The following is a 22065-nucleotide window of genomic DNA, read 5'->3' on the forward strand; positions in this document are numbered from 1 at the left end:
TGAGGGTTAATGAAAAAAGTAATAAAAGCTGTATTTTTGGATGTGGACGGTACGTTGCTCAGTGAAAAAGATCGTAGCCTTTCCAAGGATACCGAAGAGTCCATCCGCAGGTTAATCCAAAAAGGAATTCATATCATCCTTGTGACGGGCAGACCACATCATCTGTGTGAAAAGTTCAAACATCTTGGCATAGATACGGTTATTTCAGCTAACGGAGCTTTGGTTACTTGCCGTGGTGAAATTATTCATAAATCCATTCTTTCTTCAACCATGGTTAGGGAGTTTAGCCATTTTGCTGCGTCTCAGGGACATGCACTTTCCTACTTCACGGAGTCTTTAGGCATGAACGGAACTTGCCGGACGGATCATCGTGTGACCGATGCTCTTCGAGAGACACTTGGATTGATGGAATATCCGGATCAGACCTTGACGCTGGATGAGGAGATATACTGTATGTGTTTATACGCAAATGAGGAGGAAACAAACCAATATAAAGAACGGTTTCCCTCTTTGCGATTTGTACGATTCCATCCATACGTTTGCAATGTGCTTGAAGCAGGTGAAGTCAGTAAATCTGTAGCAGCTCAGATCGTTCTAACTCACCTAAATATACGCAGAGAGGAAACGATGGCTTTTGGCGATGGAGAGAACGATATAGATCTACTAACTTATGTGGGCGTAAGTGTTGCTATGGGGAACGGTGGAGAGCGAGTCAAGCAAAGTGCCGATTATGTCACACGGAAAGCGAGTGAGGGTGGAATAACCCATGCGTTGAGGCACTACAAGCTTATATAAAAGGGCTTTAGTTGGAATAAGGGATATCCATATTGTGGATTTTTATGTAAAATGAGATGAAGTGAAATGAGAAAGCCCTAAAGCATAGGGTGTGAAAAGAAAGGTGAAATTAGATATGAAAAAAGGTTTTATTATCATGTTATCGCTGGTTATGCTTATCGGTGTATCCTCCTCGGCGTATGCACATCCGGGTCGATTGGACAAAAACGGTGGACACAAGTGCTCTGCCAAATCGATTAAAAAAGGTCTGTGCACAGGCTACCATTATCATAAAAAGAAAAAGTAGTTCGACTTCTCGATAATCTGAAGCAGAACGGAGGACAAGCTTCATGAACCATATTAAAGCTGTCATTTTCGACTTAGACAACACGATTCTAGACCGGACAAGAACGTTTGAGGGATTCACACAAAGTTTGATCAACACGTATTTTGGGCACATGGAATCAACCGAACATATTAAGGAGCGGATTATCAAGCTCGACGAAGATGGTTATAAGGAGAAACCTCGGCTGTTCAGCGAATTATTAGAGGAATTACCTTGGGCCGAACATCCTCCGCACGAAGAACTAATGGCATTCTACGGCCGGGAGTATGTGCGAAATTCAGTGCTAATGGATGAGGCAAGAGAAGTAATACAGCATTTGAAAGGCCAGTACCTGATTGGTTTAATCACTAATGGTCAAACACAGATTCAGTATGGAAAGATTGATCAACTTGGCATTCGAGAGGATTATGATTACATCATTGTATCGGAAGAAGCAGGCGTGAAAAAGCCCGATCCGCGTATATTTCAATTAGCCCTTGATCATTTTGATCTAGAACCTGAGCAATGCCTCTACATCGGGGATCATCCGCTGAATGATATACAGGGGGCGGCCAAAGCAGGCATGAGCACAATCTGGATGAAGGTGAACCAGCCTTGGCCGGAGAAAGTTGAGGCAACACCGCTACATACAATCCAGCAACTTCGAGAATTGAAAACCTTGCTCTAACAACATTTAAGCCGTATAGATTTGACCCATCTTCCGTCGATGGCGTTGCTCAATGCCAAGTAGCCCCATGTTAAACGTTGTAGCGACATGAAGCAGATCAGGCCGAAATTCCTGTAGCTGTCTATAGGCAGTTACTTTGCTGGGAAAAGCGATTCGGCATTCGGGAAGATAATTTCTGTGAACAAGGCCAGACGCATCCTTACCCCTCCCTAAATTTGTAATGCCAAGATCATAACAGCAATTTATTTTTCGTAAGTCAAATGCATGTTAACTTGGCGCGATTTCTTTTCTATACAGCATATTCTGGTATGATGGAGAGACGTGGCGGCGCAGATCATGACTACGCTATATAGAGAGATACAGGAGGAGAAGTGAGATGAACAAGTTACAGGAAGAACTGGCGGAGTTGATGCCGCCTGCAGGCATCGAAGAGATGTCAGGTGAAGAAATCGTGGGCAGCATTGCAATGGATATGTACAGGGCTGAATTCGCCACGATTCGTGAGCAGGTCTCAGAGCTGCCTGTTGTGCTGCGGGACATAATACTGATTATTGATCTGGATACGGAACTATCGATGAATGGATTGACCGGTTACTTGGAGAATGCAAGCGGCCAGCATTTGAGAGAGGTCACAGGCGCGTTGATGCGAAGTGGCAATGAGACAGATGCGATGATTTTGCAAAAGGTGGAACAGCTCCTGACGGAACAAAGGATTACGCCAGGTCAGTTAAGAGAAAATGTGGAGCGTCTGTCTGAACACGACATCTCAACAAGTTTGCAGACACATGGGCCACAGATCCATGAGTTATTACAGCAGGTAGAGCAGGAAGGTCAACATTTAAGCTTTCAAGCGGATAATGAAGAGAGTTTCGACTTGCTGTACCAGTATGTAGACGAGCATAAAGATGAATTAAAGCAACAGCTGGAGCAGTTTCTCGTTCTATAAGAATAAGGGGGCGAAATGAATGCGTCTGAACAAACGTTTGGGAATTGAAACGGTGATCGTATCGGGTATTTTCATACTTTTGTTAACAGTTTGGAATGTAGTTCAAGGCATGGTTCTAACATTACAGCATGTTCCGCAAGGTACACAACTACCAACGTCTGGTGCGCCATCGCAAGTTGACTTTGGACATGTGGCAAGTGGAAGCGGTTTGATGATAGCCCTAAGTGTTGGGGGTACGTTCCTTTTTGCTATGGCGTATTATGTCATTCGTTCTTATATTGCGGGTAAGAGCAAAAGATAAAGAGAACAGCCCCTGGCATCGGATGGATGCTAGCAAGGGCTGTTGTTCTCTTTATGTTGTTTCGTTTTCGCAGTCTAGAGATGCTGTGATATAATCTCTTCCAAGCCTTGTGCGACGGAGCGAGCACCACGCTCCAGATGTCTCTCGTGCAGTTGAAGGCGTACATAGGTCTCATCCGTGCCCATGGCTTCGGATAACATTCCGCTAAGTCCTCGTGCACGACGGTCGATCTGGATTAACAGCTCCAAAGAATCCCCCATTGGATAGAAGAGAACTTCAAGTTCGTCCAAATATCCGCGGAACTTGCTGGTCGGCACAAACTCAAACTCCTGTACAAACGGCAGGTTGCCACCGAGCCTTGGAGCATAGTCATTGGTCACTTCACGAAGCTTGAATCCCAGTAGATCAATGGCATCCAGAACGGTTTCCATCTGTCTGGAAGGCACAACATGAATAAGATCCCGATCTGAGGGGTCTACTGCACTAGAGATATCGAGCCCCGTTTCCACCCACACTTCCGCACGGTGTAGTGTAATCGGTAGATTTTCTGGCAGATCGAATTGAAAGCTCTTCTCCAGTCTTGCACCAGGCTGCAACGTAAATCCCTCGGTGAGCAGATATTTGGCGACAACAGCCGTTTCCTTTACTTTGCGATCATTACTTTCCCGAATGTAGTGCGTTTTGATTAATAGATAAATTCGATCGACCTGCTGCTGCACATCCCCGCCTTCAATGTAGACAATTCCTGAAAGCACTCCACCGGGCATGACCTCTGTCGTATGTAATTCCGTATTCACTTTCGCTGCACCTACACCAACACTGGCCAACATCTTCTTGAAAAATGACATGCAAGTAACCTCCAGATTCAATGGATTATGATGGGGAAAATATGATTTCGAGCATAATACGGACGATGAAATAGATGCGTTTCAATTTTTAGAGAAGAAGGGGAATCAGCGTGGTTTTGTCGAATATTGGATGAGATAAATGCTATCGGATGAGGAGGATGTCTATGGGCATGGAATGGTACGATATGATTGCACGGCGTAATGGTGAATACAGAGCTAGAGCACAGTACATGTGGGAGGGGAAGTCCGCGGAAGAAATATTTGAAGAGCGGTTGATCCAGTTGCTGCCTGCGTATACATCGGTGCTTGATGCAGGCTGTGGACACGGCGATTTTACTCTTAAAATGGCGGCACATACTGCTCATATAACAGGGTTCGATAACTCGGAAGAGATGATTAAAATAGCCCAAGAGAGGCTGGAATCCAGTACGATTCAGAATGTGGATTTTATCTGTGCAACAACAAAGGAAGAACTGCCTTTTCAGGATAAACAATTCGGATTGATCTATAATCGTAGGGGCCCCACATCTATTATCGAGTATGGAAGAATTCTCCTTAAAGGAGGACTGCTATTCGGAATACATACAGATGTAACCAAGGTGCGTGAACGGTTGGAACGTAAACGTTATGAGCAGATAGAGATCGAAGAATATCATGAGGCACTCATGGTCTTTCCTGACGAAAATGAGTTTGCTCTTTTCCTTGCAGACGTTCCGGGAAACCCGGATTATACACTGCCTGAGTACGGTGAACAATTGAAAGCCAAGTTAAAGGAACATACGGTCGATGGAAAAATAGCGGTGCGAGAACATAAATATATCTGGAAAGCTGTAAAAGGGTAAGCAGATCGGAGGATTGAAGTGAACAAATTATATCAAACGGAGGATATCACCGTTCGCCTGTTACAGACAGCGGATGAGCCTACTCTAGTCAAATGGTTGTCTGACCCGGAGGTTCTGCAGTACTACGAAGGTCGTGATCAGCCGCATGATCTGGAGCTTGTGAGAGCACATTTTTACGATCAAGATGATGAAGCTACCCGGTGTATTGTGGAATATGAAGGTCGGCCAATCGGATACATTCAGTTCTATGAACTGGAGACAGAGGAACGTGCGGAATATGGTTATGCTGACCATGGTGAAATCATCTATGGCACGGATCAGTTCATCGGGGAAACGGATTGCTGGAACAGGGGGATCGGCTCGCAACTGGTGAAGTCTATGACAGCATATTTGATTCAGGAGAAACATGCCCGGAAAATCGTGATGGACCCGCAAGCGTGGAACGAACGTGCGTTATCTTGCTACGAGAAGTGTGGCTTCAAACGGGTTAAAAAGCTACCACAGCATGAACTGCATGAAGGACAGATGAGAGATTGCTGGCTGATGGAGTATACTCTATAAAGTAGCTCGGTGAGTGGTGTCGTGTTAATATGCAGTAAACAAATCCACAGGGATCATGGGGGAGACAAGATGGATTATAGATATCCGATTGGGCAGTTCACACATGAAGGTGAAGTAACGCTGGATCAAAGGCAACAATGGATTCAAGATATTGCAGACTTGCCTGAACGTGCGAGAGAAGCGGTAAAAGGACTTGATGAAGAACAGTTGAGTTTGCCATATCGGGACGGCGGCTGGATGCTAAAACAGGTTATTCACCACATGGCAGATAGTCATATGAATAGTGTAATTCGCTTCAAGCTCGCTTTGACAGAGGATACGCCCACGATTCGCCCGTATTTTGAGGAGCGCTGGGCTGAACTGAGTGATTCCAGGGATTTAGATATTGAGTATTCCCTTCAGCTTTTGGATGCACTGCATCGCCGCTGGTCGGCATTGCTACACGCGCTATCGGACGAAGACTATGCCAAAGCGTTCTATCATCCTGCATCCAAAGAAACGATGAGACTGGATCATTGTCTAGGCTTGTATGTATGGCATGGTAAACACCATGTTGCCCAGATCACTTCGCTTCGAGATCGACTGGGAATATAGAGAGAAATTACAGCAAACTTTCCTCGCCGTATAGGTGGCATGAAACGTCAATTTAGTTGCTCTAAAATGTTTATTTTAAAATAGGACATGCATGTTATACTCAATTGGAATCTGAGGCAATCTAAGATTGAAGGAATACCGAGATAACTTGATTAGAGGAGTGGTTGGTACATGTTTAGCAAATTAGGCCAAGTTATGCTGTACGTCAATAACCAGGACGAATCCCTGGCTTTTTGGACGGAGGTAGCCGGATTCCACATCGTGGATGAGGTCATCCTTGATGAAGGTATGCGATGGATTGAAGTCGCGCCTGCGAAAGACGCACAGACCAGCATCATTTTGCATGATAAAGAGGTCGTGGCACGTATGTCGGCCGAGCTAAATTTGGGGACACCCTCATTGATGTTTTTCACAGATGACCTTGATCGGTTATATGCCGATTTGTCCGCTAAACATGTAACGGTTGGAGAGATTGTAGAGATGCCGACAGGGCGTGTCTTTAATTTTGCAGATAATGAGAAAAATTACTTTGCCGTGATGGAGCGCAAGGGATAAAACGAAATGTATTTATAAGCTGTACAGTTGTAATCTTATAGCTGGAATTTCAAGCGGACGACATGTGATGTCGTTCGCTTTTTGTATGGAAAAAACAATGCATATTCTACTAAATTCACACATGAGAAATAGAGAAAATAATGGTTAAAAATGTTATAATAAAGTGTAGTGGATTGGTTTGGATTTCATGCATAATGCATGGAAAACAACAGTGAAGAAACACCCAACTTAAGCGGTAAAACAGGAGGAATTCAGACTTTGGAGAAAACGATAAAAAGTGTGCAGGATCTCTATGACATGCTCGATGCGGACTTCAGATCGGCCAAGCAGTTTTGGGAGCCGTTCTATGAGAATCGGGACAGACCCATTCCGTTTTTTCCAAACAAGCCAGACGAGAATCTGGTTGCTGATGTAGAAGCTGGACGGTTAAGAGGGGGCAGAGCGCTGGAGCTGGGATGTGGCCCTGGTCGGAATGCATTGTATTTAGCAGGGCACGGATATCAGGTTGACGCCTACGATCTGTCAGAGACTGCGATTGCCTGGGCAAAGGAGCGCGTAGCGGAAGAACAACTGGATGTACATTTTGAATGTCGTTCGGTGTTCGATCTGACGCCGGAGCAGGAATATGATCTGGTCTATGATTCGGGCTGTCTGCACCATCTGCTACCGCATCAGCGTATTCCTTACATTGAGATGATTCATCGTGCGCTGAAGCCGGGAGGGCTGTTCGGCATGACTTGTTTTGCACCAGGATTCGGCGGTCAAGGCGGCCCGGAGCATGTGATGGACGATTGGGAAGTGTACCGTGAGAAGTCAATGCGGGGCGGACTTGCTTTTACGGAGGAGAAGCTTCGGTATTTACTGGAGGACCCGTTTGAGTGTGTGGAACTGCGTCCAATGAAAGCGATGGGGCAGGAAGATCCGTATTTTGGTTTGCCTATTTTGTGGGTGACCATGTGGAGAAAACCATAAGTACAGAATGAAAATCTTTATGGGTAACTAGACTACATATCATTCCTGACATAGAGAAAGAAGATCGATGCAAATCGAAAGGCGGCGAACATATGGGTAAGAGAACCTTTATTATTACAGGTACATCCAAAGGCATTGGTAGACAGCTTGCAGAACTTTGTTTGGAAAAAGGAGACTCCGTCTACGGCATAGCACGCGGAGCATCCGACTTGGGCAATATCTACGAAGGGTACACTCATGTCCAGTTCGACCTTAAAGACATTCATGGGATCGACAGTGTAATCTCGGGTATATTGGAGCAGATCCCGCTTCTTTCTGTGGAATGCATCGGACTTATCAATAATGCGGCCGTGCTTGAACCGTTGAAACCCATAGATCAGTGTCTTGCGGACGAGATTAGCGTTCATCTGAATATTAGCTTGGCCGCGCCGATGATTCTTACGTCATCTTTTATTCACCATACCAACCATATAACGGCACGCCGAAAAATTATTAATGTCAGTTCCGCTTCGGGCAGTTATCCTGCTCCTTCAATGGCCACCTATTGTACATCAAAGGCAGGAATCAACATGTTCACACAATGTGTCGCGATGGAGCAAGCTTCACAGTCTAATCCGGCAGAGGTCGTCGCTTTTGATCCGGGTATGGTGGATACGGAATTGCAGGCTGTGGCGAGAGGAAAAAGTACAGAGGAATTTGCGTTGTCCGGAGCATTTCGAGATGCTTATGAATTAGGTCAACTGAAATCTCCACATGATGTGGCATTGGAAATCCTGAAATTACTAGAGGGGGCCAAGGAACAGTGAATCTGGCAAACGGGATTACTCTGGCAAGAATCGCATTAATTCCGCTGTTTATGCTATGCTTTCTCGTTCAGCAGGAGCCGGGTTTGATGGTTGCGGTAATTATTTTTGCACTAGCCGCTTGCACAGATAAGCTGGATGGGTATATTGCCAGAAAGTACAATCAGGTAACTAGGTTGGGTAAGTTGCTCGATCCACTTGCAGACAAGCTTCTCATTTCAGTGGCACTTATTATGATGGTTCAGGTGGATATGATTAGCTCGTGGGTTGCAGTTGTTATTATTGCACGTGAAATTGTAATCACTGCCTTGCGTATGGTAGCTGCAGAACAGGGAATCGCACTCGCTGCTGATCAGTATGGAAAAATTAAAATGGTTCTTCAAGTCGTTGCAATCCTTACCGTTTTAATTCATCATGTGATATTTAGTACTTTTACAGATTTGAGAATAGATATGATCTTGATATGGATTGCGACGGGTGTTACGTTGTTATCCGGTTTGAATTATATCATCGTCAATTTGAAGTTATTGAGATAAAAAGGTAAATAAACGTCTCTTTTGCCCTGTACTTCTGTGCAGGGTTATTTGTCTTTGTTTTTGTATAAAATCGTGTGCGATATCGACGTTGTTCCCTGTATACTTAAAATATCTAAATGTACATACAACGATTTCTATAATGTGCACCTCAGTGCGGGTTCAGGAGGACTACATGCAACAAGAACAAACGGCTGGTTTCCACGGCGATTGGCTTCAATTTATGATTTTGACAAACAAACTGGAATTTCCCCCTTTACCAGTGGATACCATGGATCGTCCAAGGCTCAGCTCGCAATACGATGAAGTTATGCAATCCAAGATGACGCTGTTGACTGCTCCTGCCGGTTCGGGAAAATCAACACTGCTGGGGAGTTGGCTGAGAAAAGCCGCAGGGCATACGGCTTGTGTCTGTCTGGATGAGAAGGATCAAGATCCACTTCAGTTTTGGCTTTACATTATTCATGCGTTGGACCGCGTGAGACAGGGGTTATGTGGGGAGGTTCTGCCTTATTTCTTGCAACGCTATCCAATCGAGCCGAGAGCAGCACTAATTTTGCTGTTGAATCGTGTTGCCCAGAGTGATCAGCATACGATGCTTATTTTGGATGATTACCATGTGGTAACACAGCCGGATATTCATTCGCAGATGCAGGATTTTATTGAAAATCTTCCTTTGTCTATCCATCTGGTCATATCGAGTCGGACGTATCCTCCGTTTAAGCTGGAGAAGCTACGGCTGAGAGGGGAATTGAAGCAACTTACCCTTCAGGAACTTGCGTTTACAGCGGAAGAAGGCATTGACTTTTGCCAGAACGTGATGCGTATCGAGCATGCCAGCAAGGATGCACTTGGGTGGGTACAGCAGACGGAGGGGTGGGCGGCCGGGTTAAAATTGCTTGCTTTATCTCACACACTAGGGGCAGCAGACTCGGTGAAAAATTCAATGACCTTCCTCTCCTCAATCCCATCTCGCTCCATGGATGCAGGAACGGGAAACAGAAACATTTCGGATTATTTGCTTGAAGAGGTATTCCAACGTCAGTCACCAGAAATGCAGCGCTTTTTACTTCGAACTGCGATAACAAGAAGGATGAACAGCCGTTTAGGTCAGGTGTTAAGTGGTTTGGAGGAAGCTCCACAGTTGTTAAGGCAGCTGGAGAAGGAACATCTTTTTCTTATCCCGCTGGATCGGGAAGGGGAATGGTATCGTTATCATCATTTGTTTTCGGCATTCCTGAAGCGTGAGCTAACACGTAATCGCTCAGAGTTGGGCAATGAATTACATGGTTTGGCCGCACTTTGGTATGAACATAACGGATATCCCTCTGAAGCGCTGGATCATTATATTTTTGGGCTACATATGGAGGATGCTGCAAGATTGCTGGAAGAGCTGTTTGCCCATTTCATTATGGGAGAGTGGTGGACACTTCGTAAATATTTTGATGTTCTGCCGCTGGAAATGGTGAAGGCTCGTCCTAAATTATATATGTCTTATCTGTTTCTAGTTGCGCGTGAAATGCCTTACGGGGAGATGGTGAAACAACTGGATGAGCTCGAGCATGTCATCCGCGTGCATCTCCAAGGACAGGTAGCACCAGAGATTATCGAATATTTGCTACAAGTGATCTGTGTCATGAGAGCTTATATGGCGTATCTTAACCGGGATTTAGAAGGACTTTCTGCGTATCTGGTGTCTTATATTGATCAGGGCTATCCTGATGATATCGCATTTCAGTATATGGACTACGATCGAAGAGAGAGCATGCGTGTGCGAAGTTTTCACGGCGTTAATGGTTACTTGAGGAGAGCTGAAGCTTGTTTTGGAGCTATTACAAAGCGCTGGTATGATGAACCTGCCTATGTAACGTCCTACTATGGAGCAGGATATGGTGAGGTTTTGATGGAACAGGGGCAGTTATCCGAAGCCGTGAAGTATGCGGAACGAGCTCTTGAAGTGGCCTTGCAGATTAAAGTGGCGGCACTACTTGTTCCTGTATATGTATTGAAAGCTAGGCTTGAATTACATTCAGGTAGACCTGAGGAAGGGCTAAAGCTGTTGCAGCAGGCTGAGAGTCTGCTGTCCGAGAAGGATACAGAGTACTGGAAATCTGTATTGGAAGCACATCGTAATCGAATATGGCTTGAGCAGAGCCCTGTGGACACGGCCACGCACATACTCGCTAATCCGGTAGACGAACAACAAATGCTCGTTGAAATGAGTTGTGATCAACTATTTCAGTGGATGATTCGAATCCGTGCAGCCGTGATTCTTGAGCAGTATGATTACGCGCAAAAGGAACTGCAACGAGTTCGAGAACACGCTGAAAAACGTGATCTGTTGACAGAGCAGATTGAATGTGCTCTGTTAGAGTCCGTGATGCTGCAGAAGCAGGGGAATCTAGATGCTGGTGTTGTAGCTTTATCGCGTGCTCTTATTTTGGGAGAACCTGAAGGATATATTCGTTCATTTGTTGCCGAAGGGGAGCCGATAAGATGGCTACTTCAGCAGTATTTGGTGCTTCGCCGTAAGAAGGCCATCTCGGAAGATGGAGTGAAATTAACTTATGTGAAGCAATTACTCTCTGCTTTTGTCCAAAACCAAAAGGTGCGGGGCCGTTCAGGGCTAGATGAAGCCAAGCATGAGCAGAAGGAAGTGGGACTGAGTCCCATGGAGCAGAAAATATTTGGTCATATTGCAGAAGGTCTGACCAGCAAGCAGATTGCAGCCGAATTTGGGATATCACCCGGCACAGTAAATACACATATACGCCGCGTGTTTGCCAAGCTTGGAGCAAGCAGTCGTACCCACGCGGTACAAATTGCTGAGCAACGGGGCTTATTATAAGGTGTGAAACAATGTCTACTTTTTTGTAGACTGTCTGGACGATGTGGTCTCTTCTACAATGAATCTAACGAAATAACGCTGTGAATTTTCGGTGTCGTTAGCGATAAGATTCTGTAGGAGGTTGTGTTAATAAATGTTTATACGTAGATTCAATTCTAAAGGTTACTCTGAACACCGTTGGAATAAAGTTGCGCCGTATATAGCCGCCGTGTTGTCGCTTACTCTCGTTGGTGCTCCGGGAACAGTAAGTGCCGCGGAGGATGCGAAAAGTATTCAGGACTTGCGTCAGGCTGCTCCTTGGGCCCAGCAAGCTATTGAAAAAGCTACCCAGCAACAATGGATTCTTCCCGACGGAACAGGTCGTTTTAATCCAGGTTCACCCATGACAAGAGGAGAACTTGCACATATGCTGTCTCAGCTTCTGGAGATCAAGGTCTCGTCTTCAGACCAACGACCGAAACAGCTATTTAAAGACTTAGAGCGGACAAGTTCGAACGAATCTTATATCTATGCTCTTTACTTAATTGGCATTATGAATGGGTATCCTGATGGTACGTTCCGGGCGAATGATGTAGTGACGAGAGAACAGCTCGCTGTTACGATGATTCGGGCACTTAAGGTGAAAGGGTATGATGGGGCATCTAATGGACAGCAATCATTATTATTTAAGGATAGCAAGGATATTAGCACCTGGGCTTTGCACAGTGTGCAGCAGGCCGTTGAATTAGGGCTTCTCAAGGGAGAAAATGGGTATTTTGCACCGAAACGCTCTACGTCCAGACAAGAGATGGCTGTCATTGCGTTGCGAGCAACAGATACGATTCAAGTATTGGAGGCAGCAAGTTCAGAGCAAGAAGGTTCCAATTCGCAGGGGTCAAACGATATCCCAGGCAAAGTAACGGAGACCCAAGGTACAATTACAGGAACAGTGGGCAATGGAAATGCTACGGTGAACAACAACAGTAATACTGGTACGATGCCGGGCGGAACAACAGGTGGAGAAAGCGGAGGATCAGTTAATCCGGGTAATCCGTCTGTCCCATCAGACCCTCCCAATCCGACGAATCCAACGAATCCAACGAATCCAACGAACCCAACCAATCCATCGAATCCATCGAATCCATCGAATCCAGGAAGCGATAATCGTGCTCCAATCGTTGATCCGGGAGGTTTGCCTGCTCAGGAATTAACGTTGGATCACGCTTCGAAGGACTTGCAGGCCTCTTCTTATTTCAGCGATCCAGAGGGCGGGCCATTGAAGTTCGCTGTCTTGTCGGGAGATGAGAACCTGGTATCCGCTACTGTGACGGACTCAGTAATTCGACTTGCACCGCGGGCTGCTGGTCAGACGATGCTGACCATTCAAGCTACAGATGAACAAGGCGCCAGTGTAACGGCACAACTCCAGGTTACCGTACAAGTAAATACGATTAAACGTCAATTCCCTGACACGCATTTGGCTGGAGCTATAGCATTTTGGCTACAAAAGGATCTGGATGCTCCGCTGACCAAAGTGGAATTAGCCGAGGCTCTTATCCAGACTCAGGGAGGGTTGTATGCAAGAGAGGCTGGGATTTCCGATCTGACAGGTGTCGATATATTTAAAGGATTAAATGTCGTAGAAATTGATCTATCTGGCAATAACATAAGCAAAGCCGATGCTTCCGGGTTCGAACATTTAGAGTGGCTTGATCTGTCGGGGAACCGTTTGAGTGAAATCAATGTCACAGGACTTGAGAATTTGCATTATCTAAATTTGAGAAATAATGAGCTTACTGCGCTGGACGTGACAGGGTTGAATTCCTTGCAAGCATTGTACATGCAAAACAATCAGCTTGTTCATATTCCGGGCGGTGTGGTTGACTTAACGAAATTGGAAGATGTAAGGTTAAATTCGAATCAGATTGACCTCAGAAAAGAACCAGATTCCATAACGCACCAAGCACTACGACTAAAAGAAGAACTGATATATGTTTTTGATGGTGCTCCACCTGAATTAATCGAGGCACCAGCAGGAAGTACGGCTTATGTAGGTGGGGATGAAATCGAGATAGACTTGTCCTACATGTTTAGAGATGAGGATGACGACAGCTCGACACTTGTGTTAGAAGCGGAGTCTCCTGACGAACAATTAGCAACCGTTCGAATGGTTGGACAGAAATTATACGTCACAGCATTAGGGACAAGTAATACGCCTGTACGAATATGGGTAATGGCTACAGATCCGTTGGGTATGACGGGCGGGGGTTATGTAGAGGTTTATCTGAGAGAAGCCCAGTAGAGCATATCGTAGTCTAATTTGAATGGAACGATAACAGACGCACTTTCCTAATAGGAAGGTGCGTTGTTTCCATTTTGTGTAATATAGTATAAGATGAGTGAGATAACGTTAAGTGATAATATGCGATACATAGACAGTAGATTCTAATTTTGATTATTGTAGAACAGAGAAGGGAGTACAGGTATGCCACTTACCAACATTACACCAAGTACCGAAGAAGATTCAGCCTATGTCCGCCAGCAATTGGTCGCCTACAATGCGGCACATGTGAGCGAGGCTTTAAGGAACAGATACGAGGAGCTTCATTTTCATATTCGAAACGAGGCAGGGCAGATTGTAGCAGGGGTACTTAGCACCTTATGCTGGAACTGGGTCGAGCTAGATATTTTGTGGGTTGATGCCAAAGAGAGGCACAAAGGGTATGGAACGAAACTGCTACAGGAGGTAGAGCGTTTGGCCCGGGAGAAGCAGTGTGATTTCATTATGCTGAATACGTTCTCCTACCAGGCCCCCGAATTTTACCAAAAACACGGATACGAGCTGATGACGATGATCGAGAATGCACCTACAGGATACCAACACTACTATTTCAAGAAGGATCTCGTCAGATCAGAAGGAGCAGAGGCATCACGATGATTACAATTAAACAGATTGAACCGCAGGATTTGCCTGCGTTAAACCAGCTGTATCATGAATTGATGGGTACACCTCCCAATGAACAGCAGATGAATGCGCAGCAAATGCAAAAGACGTTTCAGCAAATGAAGAAACAGGGTCAATACTATGTGCTTGGAGCCTATGATCAGGACAAACTTGTGGGATCGGTTATGGGGGTTGAATGCATGGATCTGATGGGTTCTTGCGAGCCGTTTATGGTCGTGGAAAATGTCATTGTCTCCGAACGGGTTCGCAGGCAGGGCGTCGGACAGAAGCTCATGCTTAAGCTCGAACATATTGCCAAAGATCTGGGATGTGCGTACATCATTCTGGTGTCTGGAGATCAGCGCAAGGAAGCCCATCGATTTTATGAGAAACTGGGCTTCGGCGACGAGAAGGTTCAGGGATACCGAAAACATTTATAAAAGGCAATATGTTTTCTATAACACGGTAAAAAAGGGAGTGAGCCCTTGGCGGACGCTCTCTTTTTCTGTGTTCCAACGGAAGGGTGGGAACTCTGTACAGCCGTATAGCGTATCCTACACCTATACTTTAGTAGCATATCGGGAAGGATAGATTTTTGTTAAACTTTAGGAAAAAGAATACGTAGGAGGTTACCGAATATGCGTATCGTGGATAACATCAAAGTCTGGGGGGAACCGCTGGAGAACGCCGTCAGTCAGGCGGTGACTTGTTCAAAATATGGAGATGTGCTGGGCGTGGCCTTAATGGCCGATCATCACAAGGGATATTCGCAACCGATTGGCGGAGTGGTTGCTTATCGCAACATGGTCAGTCCGTCAGGAGTGGGATACGATATTGCCTGTGGTAACAAAGCAGTGCGCACGAACCTGATGTGGGACGATATTCGTGACCGGATTTCGGTCATTATGGATGATATTAATACAACGATCTCATTCGGCGTAGGCCGGAACAATCCAAAACCGGTGGAGCATGAGCTGTTCGACGATCCGAACTGGAAGCTCTTCGATACCATCGCAGGCGGATTGCAACAGAAGTTGAAGACACTGGCGCGGAATCAACTCGGAACCGTCGGTAGCGGCAATCATTTTGTCGATATTTTTGTGGAAGAGCAGACGGGCAAGGTATGGATTGCCAATCATTTTGGCAGCCGTGGCTTTGGGCATAAGGTGGCGAGTGGATTCCTTAATCTGGCGGCTGGACGAGAGTTCGGTGGCAAAGCACCGGGTGAATCAATGGATCAGCCGCCGACCCTGTTTGACCTGAACAGTGAAATGGGTGATATGTATTGGGCAGGTATGACGCTGGCAGGTCGTTATGCCTATGCCGGAAGGGATTACGTGATTGAGCAGGTGCTGGATATCCTCGGAGCGAGTGCTGAATATGCCGTACATAATCATCATAACTTTGCGTGGAAAGAGCAGCATATGGGCGAGGAGGTCGTCGTCGTTCGTAAAGGAGCGACACCGCTGGCACCTGGCCAGCTTGGCTTTGTCGGCGGGAGTATGGGGGATATTTCGGTTATTGTAGAGGGCATCCATAGTGAGGAAAATACCGTGTCCTTCCGCAGTACGGTTCACGGGGCAGGACGAATCATGAGTCGTACGCAGGCAGCAGGCAAAATGAATTACAAACTTCGCACGCGTATGGGCGGCGAAATTAGTGAAGAACAGATGCAAGCCGCCATTCGAGCATATGGCGTGGAGCTCCGCGGAGCTGGCACAGATGAAAGCCCGTTTGTCTACAAAAAATTGCAAGACGTGCTCAATGCGCACGCGAATACGCTCAAAATCAATCATATCCTGCGCCCGGTAGGCGTAGCGATGGCTGGCGGCAATGAATTTGACCCCTACAAGGATTAATCAAGGATCAATCCGGGGCACGCATTATTTTTTGAAAAACTATATAAGTTGAACTATTTTTTACACATTAACGGAGAAGAAAGAAAACCTGAAGAAGCGTAGCGGTCGCCTAAAAGCTTTCTGAAAGAAAGCTGCATCGGAAGCATACGCTTATCACCGGGTTTTCCCCTTTGTAAAGGGAATCACAAAAATCTGGGGATAACAGCTACTCTCCAGGTTGTTCTGTCTTTGAAGTGGCTTGTGTAAAATCTCTAGTCTAACTTAACTAGAATTCAGACACAAGAAGGAGGGCGAACACGCAATGAGAAACTGTGCGATATACAGCTCCCAGTTTGACCTGGATCAGTTATATGAAATCATTCAATCCATCTATCCCGGGGCCGCCATTCAGCGTAGAGAAGATCAGACACACATACAGGTGATCCAGAAGAAATGGTTTAGCAAAAAAACAAAGGGCTTCAATATCATGACCAGCCAGACGCATCCCGAGGAGTTCGGCACGATGATTCAAGGTATGCTTGGGTTTATGAGTCAGATTGAAGGGCGTAATGTTGCGCTTCAGGAAAAGGTACTGATTAAATGCTCCACCCTGAACATGGTGATCGGCATCGAGACAGAAGAAGATATCTCGGAAGAGTTCTTTAACGAGTTATTACAACTGGCTGAAGCGCTGGATGCCGTCATTTTCTGGGGAGGTGGCTCCCTGCTGAATGCTCAGGGTCAGCTGCTTCTGGATGTAAACGGCGAATCCGAGGTAGAGGATTACACGGTAACTGCACACACGAGTTATCTGGATGATACTCGTCCACCCTCAGTGGACGCTGTGGAGCGCAAGGCACGTTCAGAGCAGCGATTAGCGGCGCAAGGTGTTCCGTATAATGCCAATCTGCCAGCAAGAGCAGGTGAGCAGGATACAACGATTCGAACGAAGGAAGAGGTTGCGCAGCGTGCTGTAGCTCTCTGTATAGCCGCCCTAAAAGGTGAGTGCCTGGGAGCAGGTGAGAGTGACGATGATACCGCTGCGCTTGTGCAGGAAGTTATCGACAAGTATGATGCTTCCGCCTTCTTTTCTCCGGATGAAAAGTCTTTTCTGAATCAACATGGAGCACAGCAGCAAGAGGTCATTCGCTTCTCTTGGGGATATGAGGCATATCATGTTATGCTGTGGGCGCTAGGGTACGTGGAAGAATTGACTCCACCTACTGAGCTGTGCAACGTAAGTAAGGATGTTGGTTATTTACAGCAAAAGGACAGCTATGCAGAGTTCCTGTCGGATGCCACTCTGCGTAGTAAAGATGAAATTTTGGACGAGGCCGACTTGATCTATCGGTACAACTGGATCTGTGTGAACAGTCGGATTAAGAGCGAAGCGCCGCCTGCAGGGTTGAATCCCGGTGTAGCTTATGAACGGCATCGCGCACTTAACTGGCTCATCTGTTATCTCGATCAGGCGTGGGACGACGTACGTACGGATACGTAAATGAGATTAAAATGAAAAAGAGCCATCGACTAGAATGTTTTATCTAATCGGTGGCTCTTAATTGTTTTATGGAATTGAACCATTGACATGCTAACTTGTTGTGTGAGATATCATAGCCTGGATTTGAGAAATTAGATTCACGCTATTCGTAAATAAGATGTATGATTGATTCGTGGTACGAATCAGAATTCGTTCGGTTGTACCACCGACAGGACCAATCCGAATGGCTGAAGGTTCACTGCCTCCATAGGTATCATCCAGCGTGACAGATGTGATCTGAGCGAGGGGAATTTCATATTTGGATAACTGCCAGCGAATGATGAGTTGATCTTCTACTTGTTTTGCGCTTACAGCAAACATTGGATGACCTCCTTTTTTGTACGTATACAATAGTTCCAGTTTATCATTTTTGGCTAAAAATTCCTAATTAATAAAGATGAAGTCAAATAAAAATCACAACATAAGATACCATGTTTGAGTAAATTCAGGTCCAATGTTCTGTAAGGAGATGAGTTGCATGAAGCACCTCAATGGATATCATTATTTTGAGAAAAGTTTAGGCCCGTTCCTTAATCTTTCGAGCCTGTCTCAGAGAGAGGCTGAAGCAGTCTCACGACAGATTCGACAGGAAGGCCGGGTTTTTGCCGCTCAGCGGTCATCCGACTACATAACAATCAGGAGACGGCTTGAGCATCTGGCATATGAGAAGTTCATAGCAAAGGGAGGAAAGCCGACACAAGACTATCCCCATTATCTAACGCTCGGTATATGTCCCTGGCTAGAATCATGGTATCAAGAGCCGGATCATATCATCATTCCATGGGAAGAGTTACCCGCGGAAGTTGTAAGCTTTACATACGGTGACCTCTTCCCAACGATGCGTTACGAAGACGATAAATCATATCGCAAGCAGGTCTATACCAAAGACGAAATCGTTGAACTGATTAAGACCTATGGTTTGCCACAGGATTGGAATCAGAGCGGCGAACAGGGTCCCGAACGATATATCGAGGTTCAAGTCTGGGACAACGAGGCCATAGGGGCATATCGTTAGATTTACTCATGACGAAGCCTTATTTGCGGTTGGTTCACGAAGGGAAAGGCCTCAGCAAACCGAGTATAGCAAACGCCATAAAAGCTGCCGCACTGGAAAACACCTCGATGATATATCCCGCCATAAATGTTCCTAAGAATTGAATGTCAATCTGAAATGACAGTTTCAATCTCCAGCCGCCCAAAGTTTTCGATCCATTCGGCAGGGCAGCTTGAGTCCGTAATCACCATGGATATGTGATCGGCAGGTACAATTCTGGCAAACGTGGAGCGTCCAAACTTGGTATGATCGGCCACCAGAATGGCTTCTTCGGCTCGTTCGATCATTTTACGCGAGATCTGGGCTTCCTCCAGGACATAATCGGTGATTCCATCGGTGAAGGAAATACCTCCAGCCGAAATGAACGCTTTATTCACTTTGAACTGGTCAAGTATCTCATGTGCCCCAGGCCCAGTGGCGGCTTGAACAGCGGTGTTGATTTCGCCTCCGGCAAAAATGATTTTACCTTTAAAAGACTCCAGGGCAACAGTCAGGATCGGGACCGAATTCGTAATCACTGTTACGTGGGATCGATGCTGCAATTGACGCATAATTGCGAGTGTCGTTGTGCCATTGCCCAGCATGACGGTTTCTCCGTCTTCAATCAAGGAAGCTGCCGCGATTGCAATAGCCTGCTTTTCTTGAACTTGTAGCTGTGAGCGCTTTTGGAAGGGTGCTTCAATCATACCCGAGCGGACACGTACAGCGCCCCCGTACACTTTACGCAACTCACCTTCTTTCTCCAGCCGATCCAGATCCCGCCGAATGGTTTCCGTGGATACCTGGAATAGCTGAGCCAACGTTTGTACCTGAACTTTGCCTTGTGTGGCAAGCTGGGCAAGGATCGTATGTTTTCGCTCCTCATATGTTAATGACATTCGAATTCCGCCTCCGTACGTTCTATAGATAGAAGTTTGTTCTTTATGTGGATTGTTGTTGTTTTTAATAGTTTAAGTTGGTGAAAACCACTTGTCAATTTCATTCGGCAGATGTAGATATTAAGACATCAAGGAAGTGTTGACAGAAAATAGATGTGGCGATATCATCATATAAAAACAACTTAAAACCACAAAAAACCACATTTTTAAGTGGAATCGAAAATGAGTTGTTCCGAGAGTAATTTCAACCACGAATCAGCTTAACATATAACCAATAGATCAAACTGCATGAATGAAATGATGCGTATAACTCGCTTTCCTTGCGTATTCATGTGGTATTCGGGAGGACAACACAGTGAAACGACAACTTGCTTTTCGTGAAAATGGAACCTTTACCATCGTACAATTTACCGATTTGCATTGGAAAGACGGGCGACCTGAAGATCTGCGAAGCCAGCGGATGATGCAATCGATCATCGGGCTGGAACAGCCGGATCTGGTTATTTTCACAGGCGATGTGATCTACACCGGGCCTGTCGATCCGGGGAATCAAGCATGTGAGCATCCGGAGCAGGCTTTTCGCGATGCTGTCTCGGCTGTGGAGACGTGTGGGATTCCGTGGGCTTTTGTGTTTGGTAATCACGATGCCGAGCAGCGAATCACTCCGGCGGAGCTCATGCATGTTGTCCAGGAGCATGCGCATAGCGTGACGGAAGCGGGCCCGCGTGATATTGCAGGATTGGGCAATTACACGCTGGAAATTGCCGGAGCGGATGGACTTCCGGCAGCGGTGTTGTATCTGCTCGATTCCGGGAGTTATTCGACCGTGGAATCGATCCCCGGTTATGGCTGGATTCAGCAGAGTCAGCTCCGGTGGCTGATGGGTGAATCCACACGCGTCAATCCCGGCCGCAGCCCGGGGGATAAGCTGCCAGCCTTGGCGTTTTTCCATATCCCGATTCCGGAATATCAACTGATGTGGGACAGTCGAATTTGCTATGGCAACAAATATGAACCTGTCTGCTGTGCGCAAGTCAATTCGGGTTTGTTCGCTACAATGCTGGAGATGGGGGATGTAATGGGTACGTTCTGCGGACACGATCATGTGAATGATTTTCACGGTCAGTATCAAGGGATACATCTTTGTTACGGGCGTTCGAGTGGCCACAGTACCTATGGAAGGCAAGGCATGTTGCGCGGAGGACGTGTCATTCAGATGCGTGAAGGCGAGCGGGAGTTTAATACCTGGCTTCGTTTGGAGGATGGATCGGTGGTGAAGGAACAGCCGGAGCATCAACCGGAGCAAGGAAAGTAGAGAGGAACGTATACAGCATGATTTTACCGTTAGTTCTGGTGCTTGCTTCGGGAATGGCACATGCCGTCTGGAGTATGTTTACGAAACGAAGTTTGAACAAAAGTGTTTTTCTATGGTCGATTATGATGATTCCCACCGTATTGTTGTTGCCTGTGCTGGTGGTAGAATTGTCCCGTGAGTCGTTACCCGTGTCAGCTTATGCACTGTTGATTGTTTCGATGGCACTGCAGGCATTATATTCCTGGCTGTTGTCTCAGACGTATGAGCTTGGCGATCTGTCTCAGATTTATCCGATTATGCGGGGCACGAGTACGTTGCTGGTGCCGTTGATCGGGGTTGCTTTTCTGGGAGAAAGGTTGTCGGGATTCGGGTGGTTAGGCATTGCCTGCATGATTGTTGGTTTCATCGTTCTTAGCGGTGTGGGAAGCAGGAAAGCACAAGCAGGCTCTGGAATGAAGGGGGCGAAGCCGGTTCTGATGGCCTTGTGTGTGGGGTTATGTACGACGAGTTATGTATTTGTGGACAAATTGAATCTGCAACATATTTCGCCCTTGGCGTTGCTTGAGGTTACGAATATCGGTTTTGTGGCTGGATTAACGCCAGCGCTGCTCGCTTCAGGGGGGGTGCGTCAGGAGTGGAAGGTCAATCGTTCGACGATTTTGCTTGGGGCTTTGCTGAATCCGGGATCATATCTGCTCTTTCTATTTGCCCTGGAACAGGCTCCGATGGCCAGATTGGGCCCGCTTCGGGAAGTGGGTACGGTATTCGCGGCTTTTCTAGGGATATGGTTATTAAAAGAACAGCAGGGCATGAAACGTATTCTTTGTTCCATCGTTATTTTTGGCGGCATTCTCCTGATTGGTGTGTGGGGATAGGGTAGGAAAGACATCGGTCAAAAGAAAGCACAAAATGACAGGCTTCTATACC

Annotated in this window: 24 protein-coding genes; 21 read left to right on the plus strand and 3 right to left on the minus strand. The window is 46.2% G+C overall.

All coding sequences use genetic code 11. The features are described 5' to 3' along the window. Nucleotides 1–9: 9 nt before the first annotated feature. From Q9R46_RS03665 to Q9R46_RS03685, 5 genes are all read left to right on the plus strand, one after another. Nucleotides 10–795: a Cof-type HAD-IIB family hydrolase gene (locus Q9R46_RS03665; RefSeq protein ID WP_311279015.1), complete on the plus strand. Its 786-nt coding sequence runs from the start codon at nucleotides 10–12 to the stop codon at nucleotides 793–795. 115 nt (nucleotides 796–910) lie between these two features. After that, a complete protein-coding gene (locus tag Q9R46_RS03670) occupies nucleotides 911–1081 on the plus strand; it encodes a YHYH domain-containing protein (protein ID WP_123065151.1) in 171 nt (56 codons plus the stop codon). 43 nt (nucleotides 1082–1124) lie between these two features. Beyond that, nucleotides 1125–1787, plus strand: coding sequence for an HAD family hydrolase (locus Q9R46_RS03675; protein ID WP_311279016.1), 663 nt, complete (start codon nucleotides 1125–1127; stop codon nucleotides 1785–1787). A gap of 376 nt (nucleotides 1788–2163) precedes the next feature. Further along, a complete protein-coding gene (locus Q9R46_RS03680) occupies nucleotides 2164–2733 on the plus strand; it encodes a DMP19 family protein (RefSeq protein ID WP_311279017.1) in 570 nt (189 codons plus the stop codon). Between the two features lie 19 nt (nucleotides 2734–2752). Then, nucleotides 2753–3034 carry a hypothetical protein gene (locus tag Q9R46_RS03685; protein ID WP_311279018.1) on the plus strand — a complete coding sequence of 94 codons (282 nt, stop codon included), beginning with the start codon at nucleotides 2753–2755 and terminating at the stop codon, nucleotides 3032–3034. A 74-nt stretch (nucleotides 3035–3108) separates the two neighbouring features. Here the strand turns inward: Q9R46_RS03685 and Q9R46_RS03690 are convergent, their stop codons facing one another. Further along, nucleotides 3109–3882 carry a sporulation protein gene (locus tag Q9R46_RS03690; RefSeq protein ID WP_145328810.1) on the minus strand — a complete coding sequence of 258 codons (774 nt, stop codon included), beginning with the start codon at nucleotides 3880–3882 and terminating at the stop codon, nucleotides 3109–3111. 164 nt (nucleotides 3883–4046) lie between these two features. Here Q9R46_RS03690 and Q9R46_RS03695 point away from each other — a divergent pair, with 164 nt between their 5' ends. The 13 genes from Q9R46_RS03695 to Q9R46_RS03755 all read left to right on the plus strand — a co-directional run bounded on the left by Q9R46_RS03695 (nucleotide 4047) and on the right by Q9R46_RS03755 (nucleotide 17852). Continuing rightward, complete coding sequence (locus tag Q9R46_RS03695) at nucleotides 4047–4724, plus strand: class I SAM-dependent methyltransferase (protein WP_311279019.1); 678 nt, start codon at nucleotides 4047–4049, stop codon at nucleotides 4722–4724. 18 nt (nucleotides 4725–4742) lie between these two features. Then, nucleotides 4743–5285, plus strand: a complete 543-nt coding sequence (locus Q9R46_RS03700; RefSeq protein ID WP_311279020.1) for a GNAT family N-acetyltransferase — start codon at nucleotides 4743–4745, stop codon at nucleotides 5283–5285. Between the two features lie 69 nt (nucleotides 5286–5354). Continuing rightward, a complete protein-coding gene (locus Q9R46_RS03705; protein WP_311279021.1) occupies nucleotides 5355–5879 on the plus strand; it encodes a YfiT family bacillithiol transferase in 525 nt (174 codons plus the stop codon). Nucleotides 5880–6050: 171 nt separating this feature from the next. Continuing rightward, nucleotides 6051–6434 (plus strand): VOC family protein, encoded by a 384-nt coding sequence (locus tag Q9R46_RS03710; protein WP_145328817.1) that lies wholly within the window; start codon nucleotides 6051–6053, stop codon nucleotides 6432–6434. A gap of 258 nt (nucleotides 6435–6692) precedes the next feature. Continuing rightward, nucleotides 6693–7406: a class I SAM-dependent methyltransferase gene (locus Q9R46_RS03715; RefSeq protein WP_311279022.1), complete on the plus strand. Its 714-nt coding sequence runs from the start codon at nucleotides 6693–6695 to the stop codon at nucleotides 7404–7406. Between the two features lie 92 nt (nucleotides 7407–7498). Continuing rightward, nucleotides 7499–8212, plus strand: a complete 714-nt coding sequence (locus Q9R46_RS03720) for an SDR family NAD(P)-dependent oxidoreductase (protein WP_311279023.1) — start codon at nucleotides 7499–7501, stop codon at nucleotides 8210–8212. After that, the gene (pgsA, locus tag Q9R46_RS03725; protein ID WP_311279024.1) at nucleotides 8209–8745 is read left to right on the plus strand and encodes a CDP-diacylglycerol--glycerol-3-phosphate 3-phosphatidyltransferase; all 537 of its coding nucleotides are present in this window, start codon (nucleotides 8209–8211) and stop codon (nucleotides 8743–8745) included. The genes Q9R46_RS03720 and pgsA overlap by 4 nt, the downstream gene beginning before the upstream one ends. Before the next feature lie 172 nt (nucleotides 8746–8917). After that, on the plus strand, nucleotides 8918–11590 hold the full coding sequence (locus Q9R46_RS03730; protein ID WP_311279025.1) for a winged helix-turn-helix domain-containing protein: 2673 nt from the start codon (nucleotides 8918–8920) through the stop codon (nucleotides 11588–11590). A gap of 133 nt (nucleotides 11591–11723) precedes the next feature. After that, nucleotides 11724–13871, plus strand: a complete 2148-nt coding sequence (locus Q9R46_RS03735; protein WP_311279026.1) for an S-layer homology domain-containing protein — start codon at nucleotides 11724–11726, stop codon at nucleotides 13869–13871. A 183-nt stretch (nucleotides 13872–14054) separates the two neighbouring features. Continuing rightward, entirely contained in the window at nucleotides 14055–14507 is a 453-nt protein-coding gene (locus Q9R46_RS03740) for a GNAT family N-acetyltransferase (RefSeq protein ID WP_145328827.1), read from the plus strand. Beyond that, nucleotides 14504–14953: a GNAT family N-acetyltransferase gene (locus Q9R46_RS03745; protein WP_145412291.1), complete on the plus strand. Its 450-nt coding sequence runs from the start codon at nucleotides 14504–14506 to the stop codon at nucleotides 14951–14953. The genes Q9R46_RS03740 and Q9R46_RS03745 overlap by 4 nt, the downstream gene beginning before the upstream one ends. Before the next feature lie 198 nt (nucleotides 14954–15151). Beyond that, nucleotides 15152–16372 (plus strand): RtcB family protein, encoded by a 1221-nt coding sequence (locus tag Q9R46_RS03750; protein ID WP_145412293.1) that lies wholly within the window; start codon nucleotides 15152–15154, stop codon nucleotides 16370–16372. 301 nt (nucleotides 16373–16673) lie between these two features. Continuing rightward, complete coding sequence (locus Q9R46_RS03755; protein WP_145328833.1) at nucleotides 16674–17852, plus strand: DUF4272 domain-containing protein; 1179 nt, start codon at nucleotides 16674–16676, stop codon at nucleotides 17850–17852. 90 nt (nucleotides 17853–17942) lie between these two features. Here the strand turns inward: Q9R46_RS03755 and Q9R46_RS03760 are convergent, their stop codons facing one another. Then, the gene (locus tag Q9R46_RS03760; protein ID WP_145328834.1) at nucleotides 17943–18212 is read right to left on the minus strand and encodes a SunI/YnzG family protein; all 270 of its coding nucleotides are present in this window, start codon (nucleotides 18210–18212) and stop codon (nucleotides 17943–17945) included. 157 nt (nucleotides 18213–18369) lie between these two features. Between Q9R46_RS03760 and Q9R46_RS03765 the strand changes: the two genes are divergently transcribed. Next, entirely contained in the window at nucleotides 18370–18906 is a 537-nt protein-coding gene (locus tag Q9R46_RS03765; protein WP_311279027.1) for a hypothetical protein, read from the plus strand. A 146-nt stretch (nucleotides 18907–19052) separates the two neighbouring features. Here Q9R46_RS03765 and Q9R46_RS03770 read toward each other — a convergent pair whose 3' ends face one another. Continuing rightward, on the minus strand, nucleotides 19053–19823 hold the full coding sequence (locus Q9R46_RS03770) for a DeoR/GlpR family DNA-binding transcription regulator (RefSeq protein WP_311279028.1): 771 nt from the start codon (nucleotides 19821–19823) through the stop codon (nucleotides 19053–19055). Nucleotides 19824–20178: 355 nt separating this feature from the next. Between Q9R46_RS03770 and Q9R46_RS03775 the strand changes: the two genes are divergently transcribed. Continuing rightward, complete coding sequence (locus Q9R46_RS03775) at nucleotides 20179–21138, plus strand: metallophosphoesterase family protein (protein ID WP_311279029.1); 960 nt, start codon at nucleotides 20179–20181, stop codon at nucleotides 21136–21138. Between the two features lie 17 nt (nucleotides 21139–21155). Beyond that, nucleotides 21156–22013, plus strand: coding sequence for an EamA family transporter (locus Q9R46_RS03780; RefSeq protein WP_145412298.1), 858 nt, complete (start codon nucleotides 21156–21158; stop codon nucleotides 22011–22013). Nucleotides 22014–22065: the final 52 nt, after the last annotated feature.

The sequence above is a fragment of the Paenibacillus sp. RRE4 genome, from assembly GCF_031844205.1.
GTDB classification, from domain to species: domain Bacteria; phylum Bacillota; class Bacilli; order Paenibacillales; family Paenibacillaceae; genus Paenibacillus; species Paenibacillus xylanexedens_B.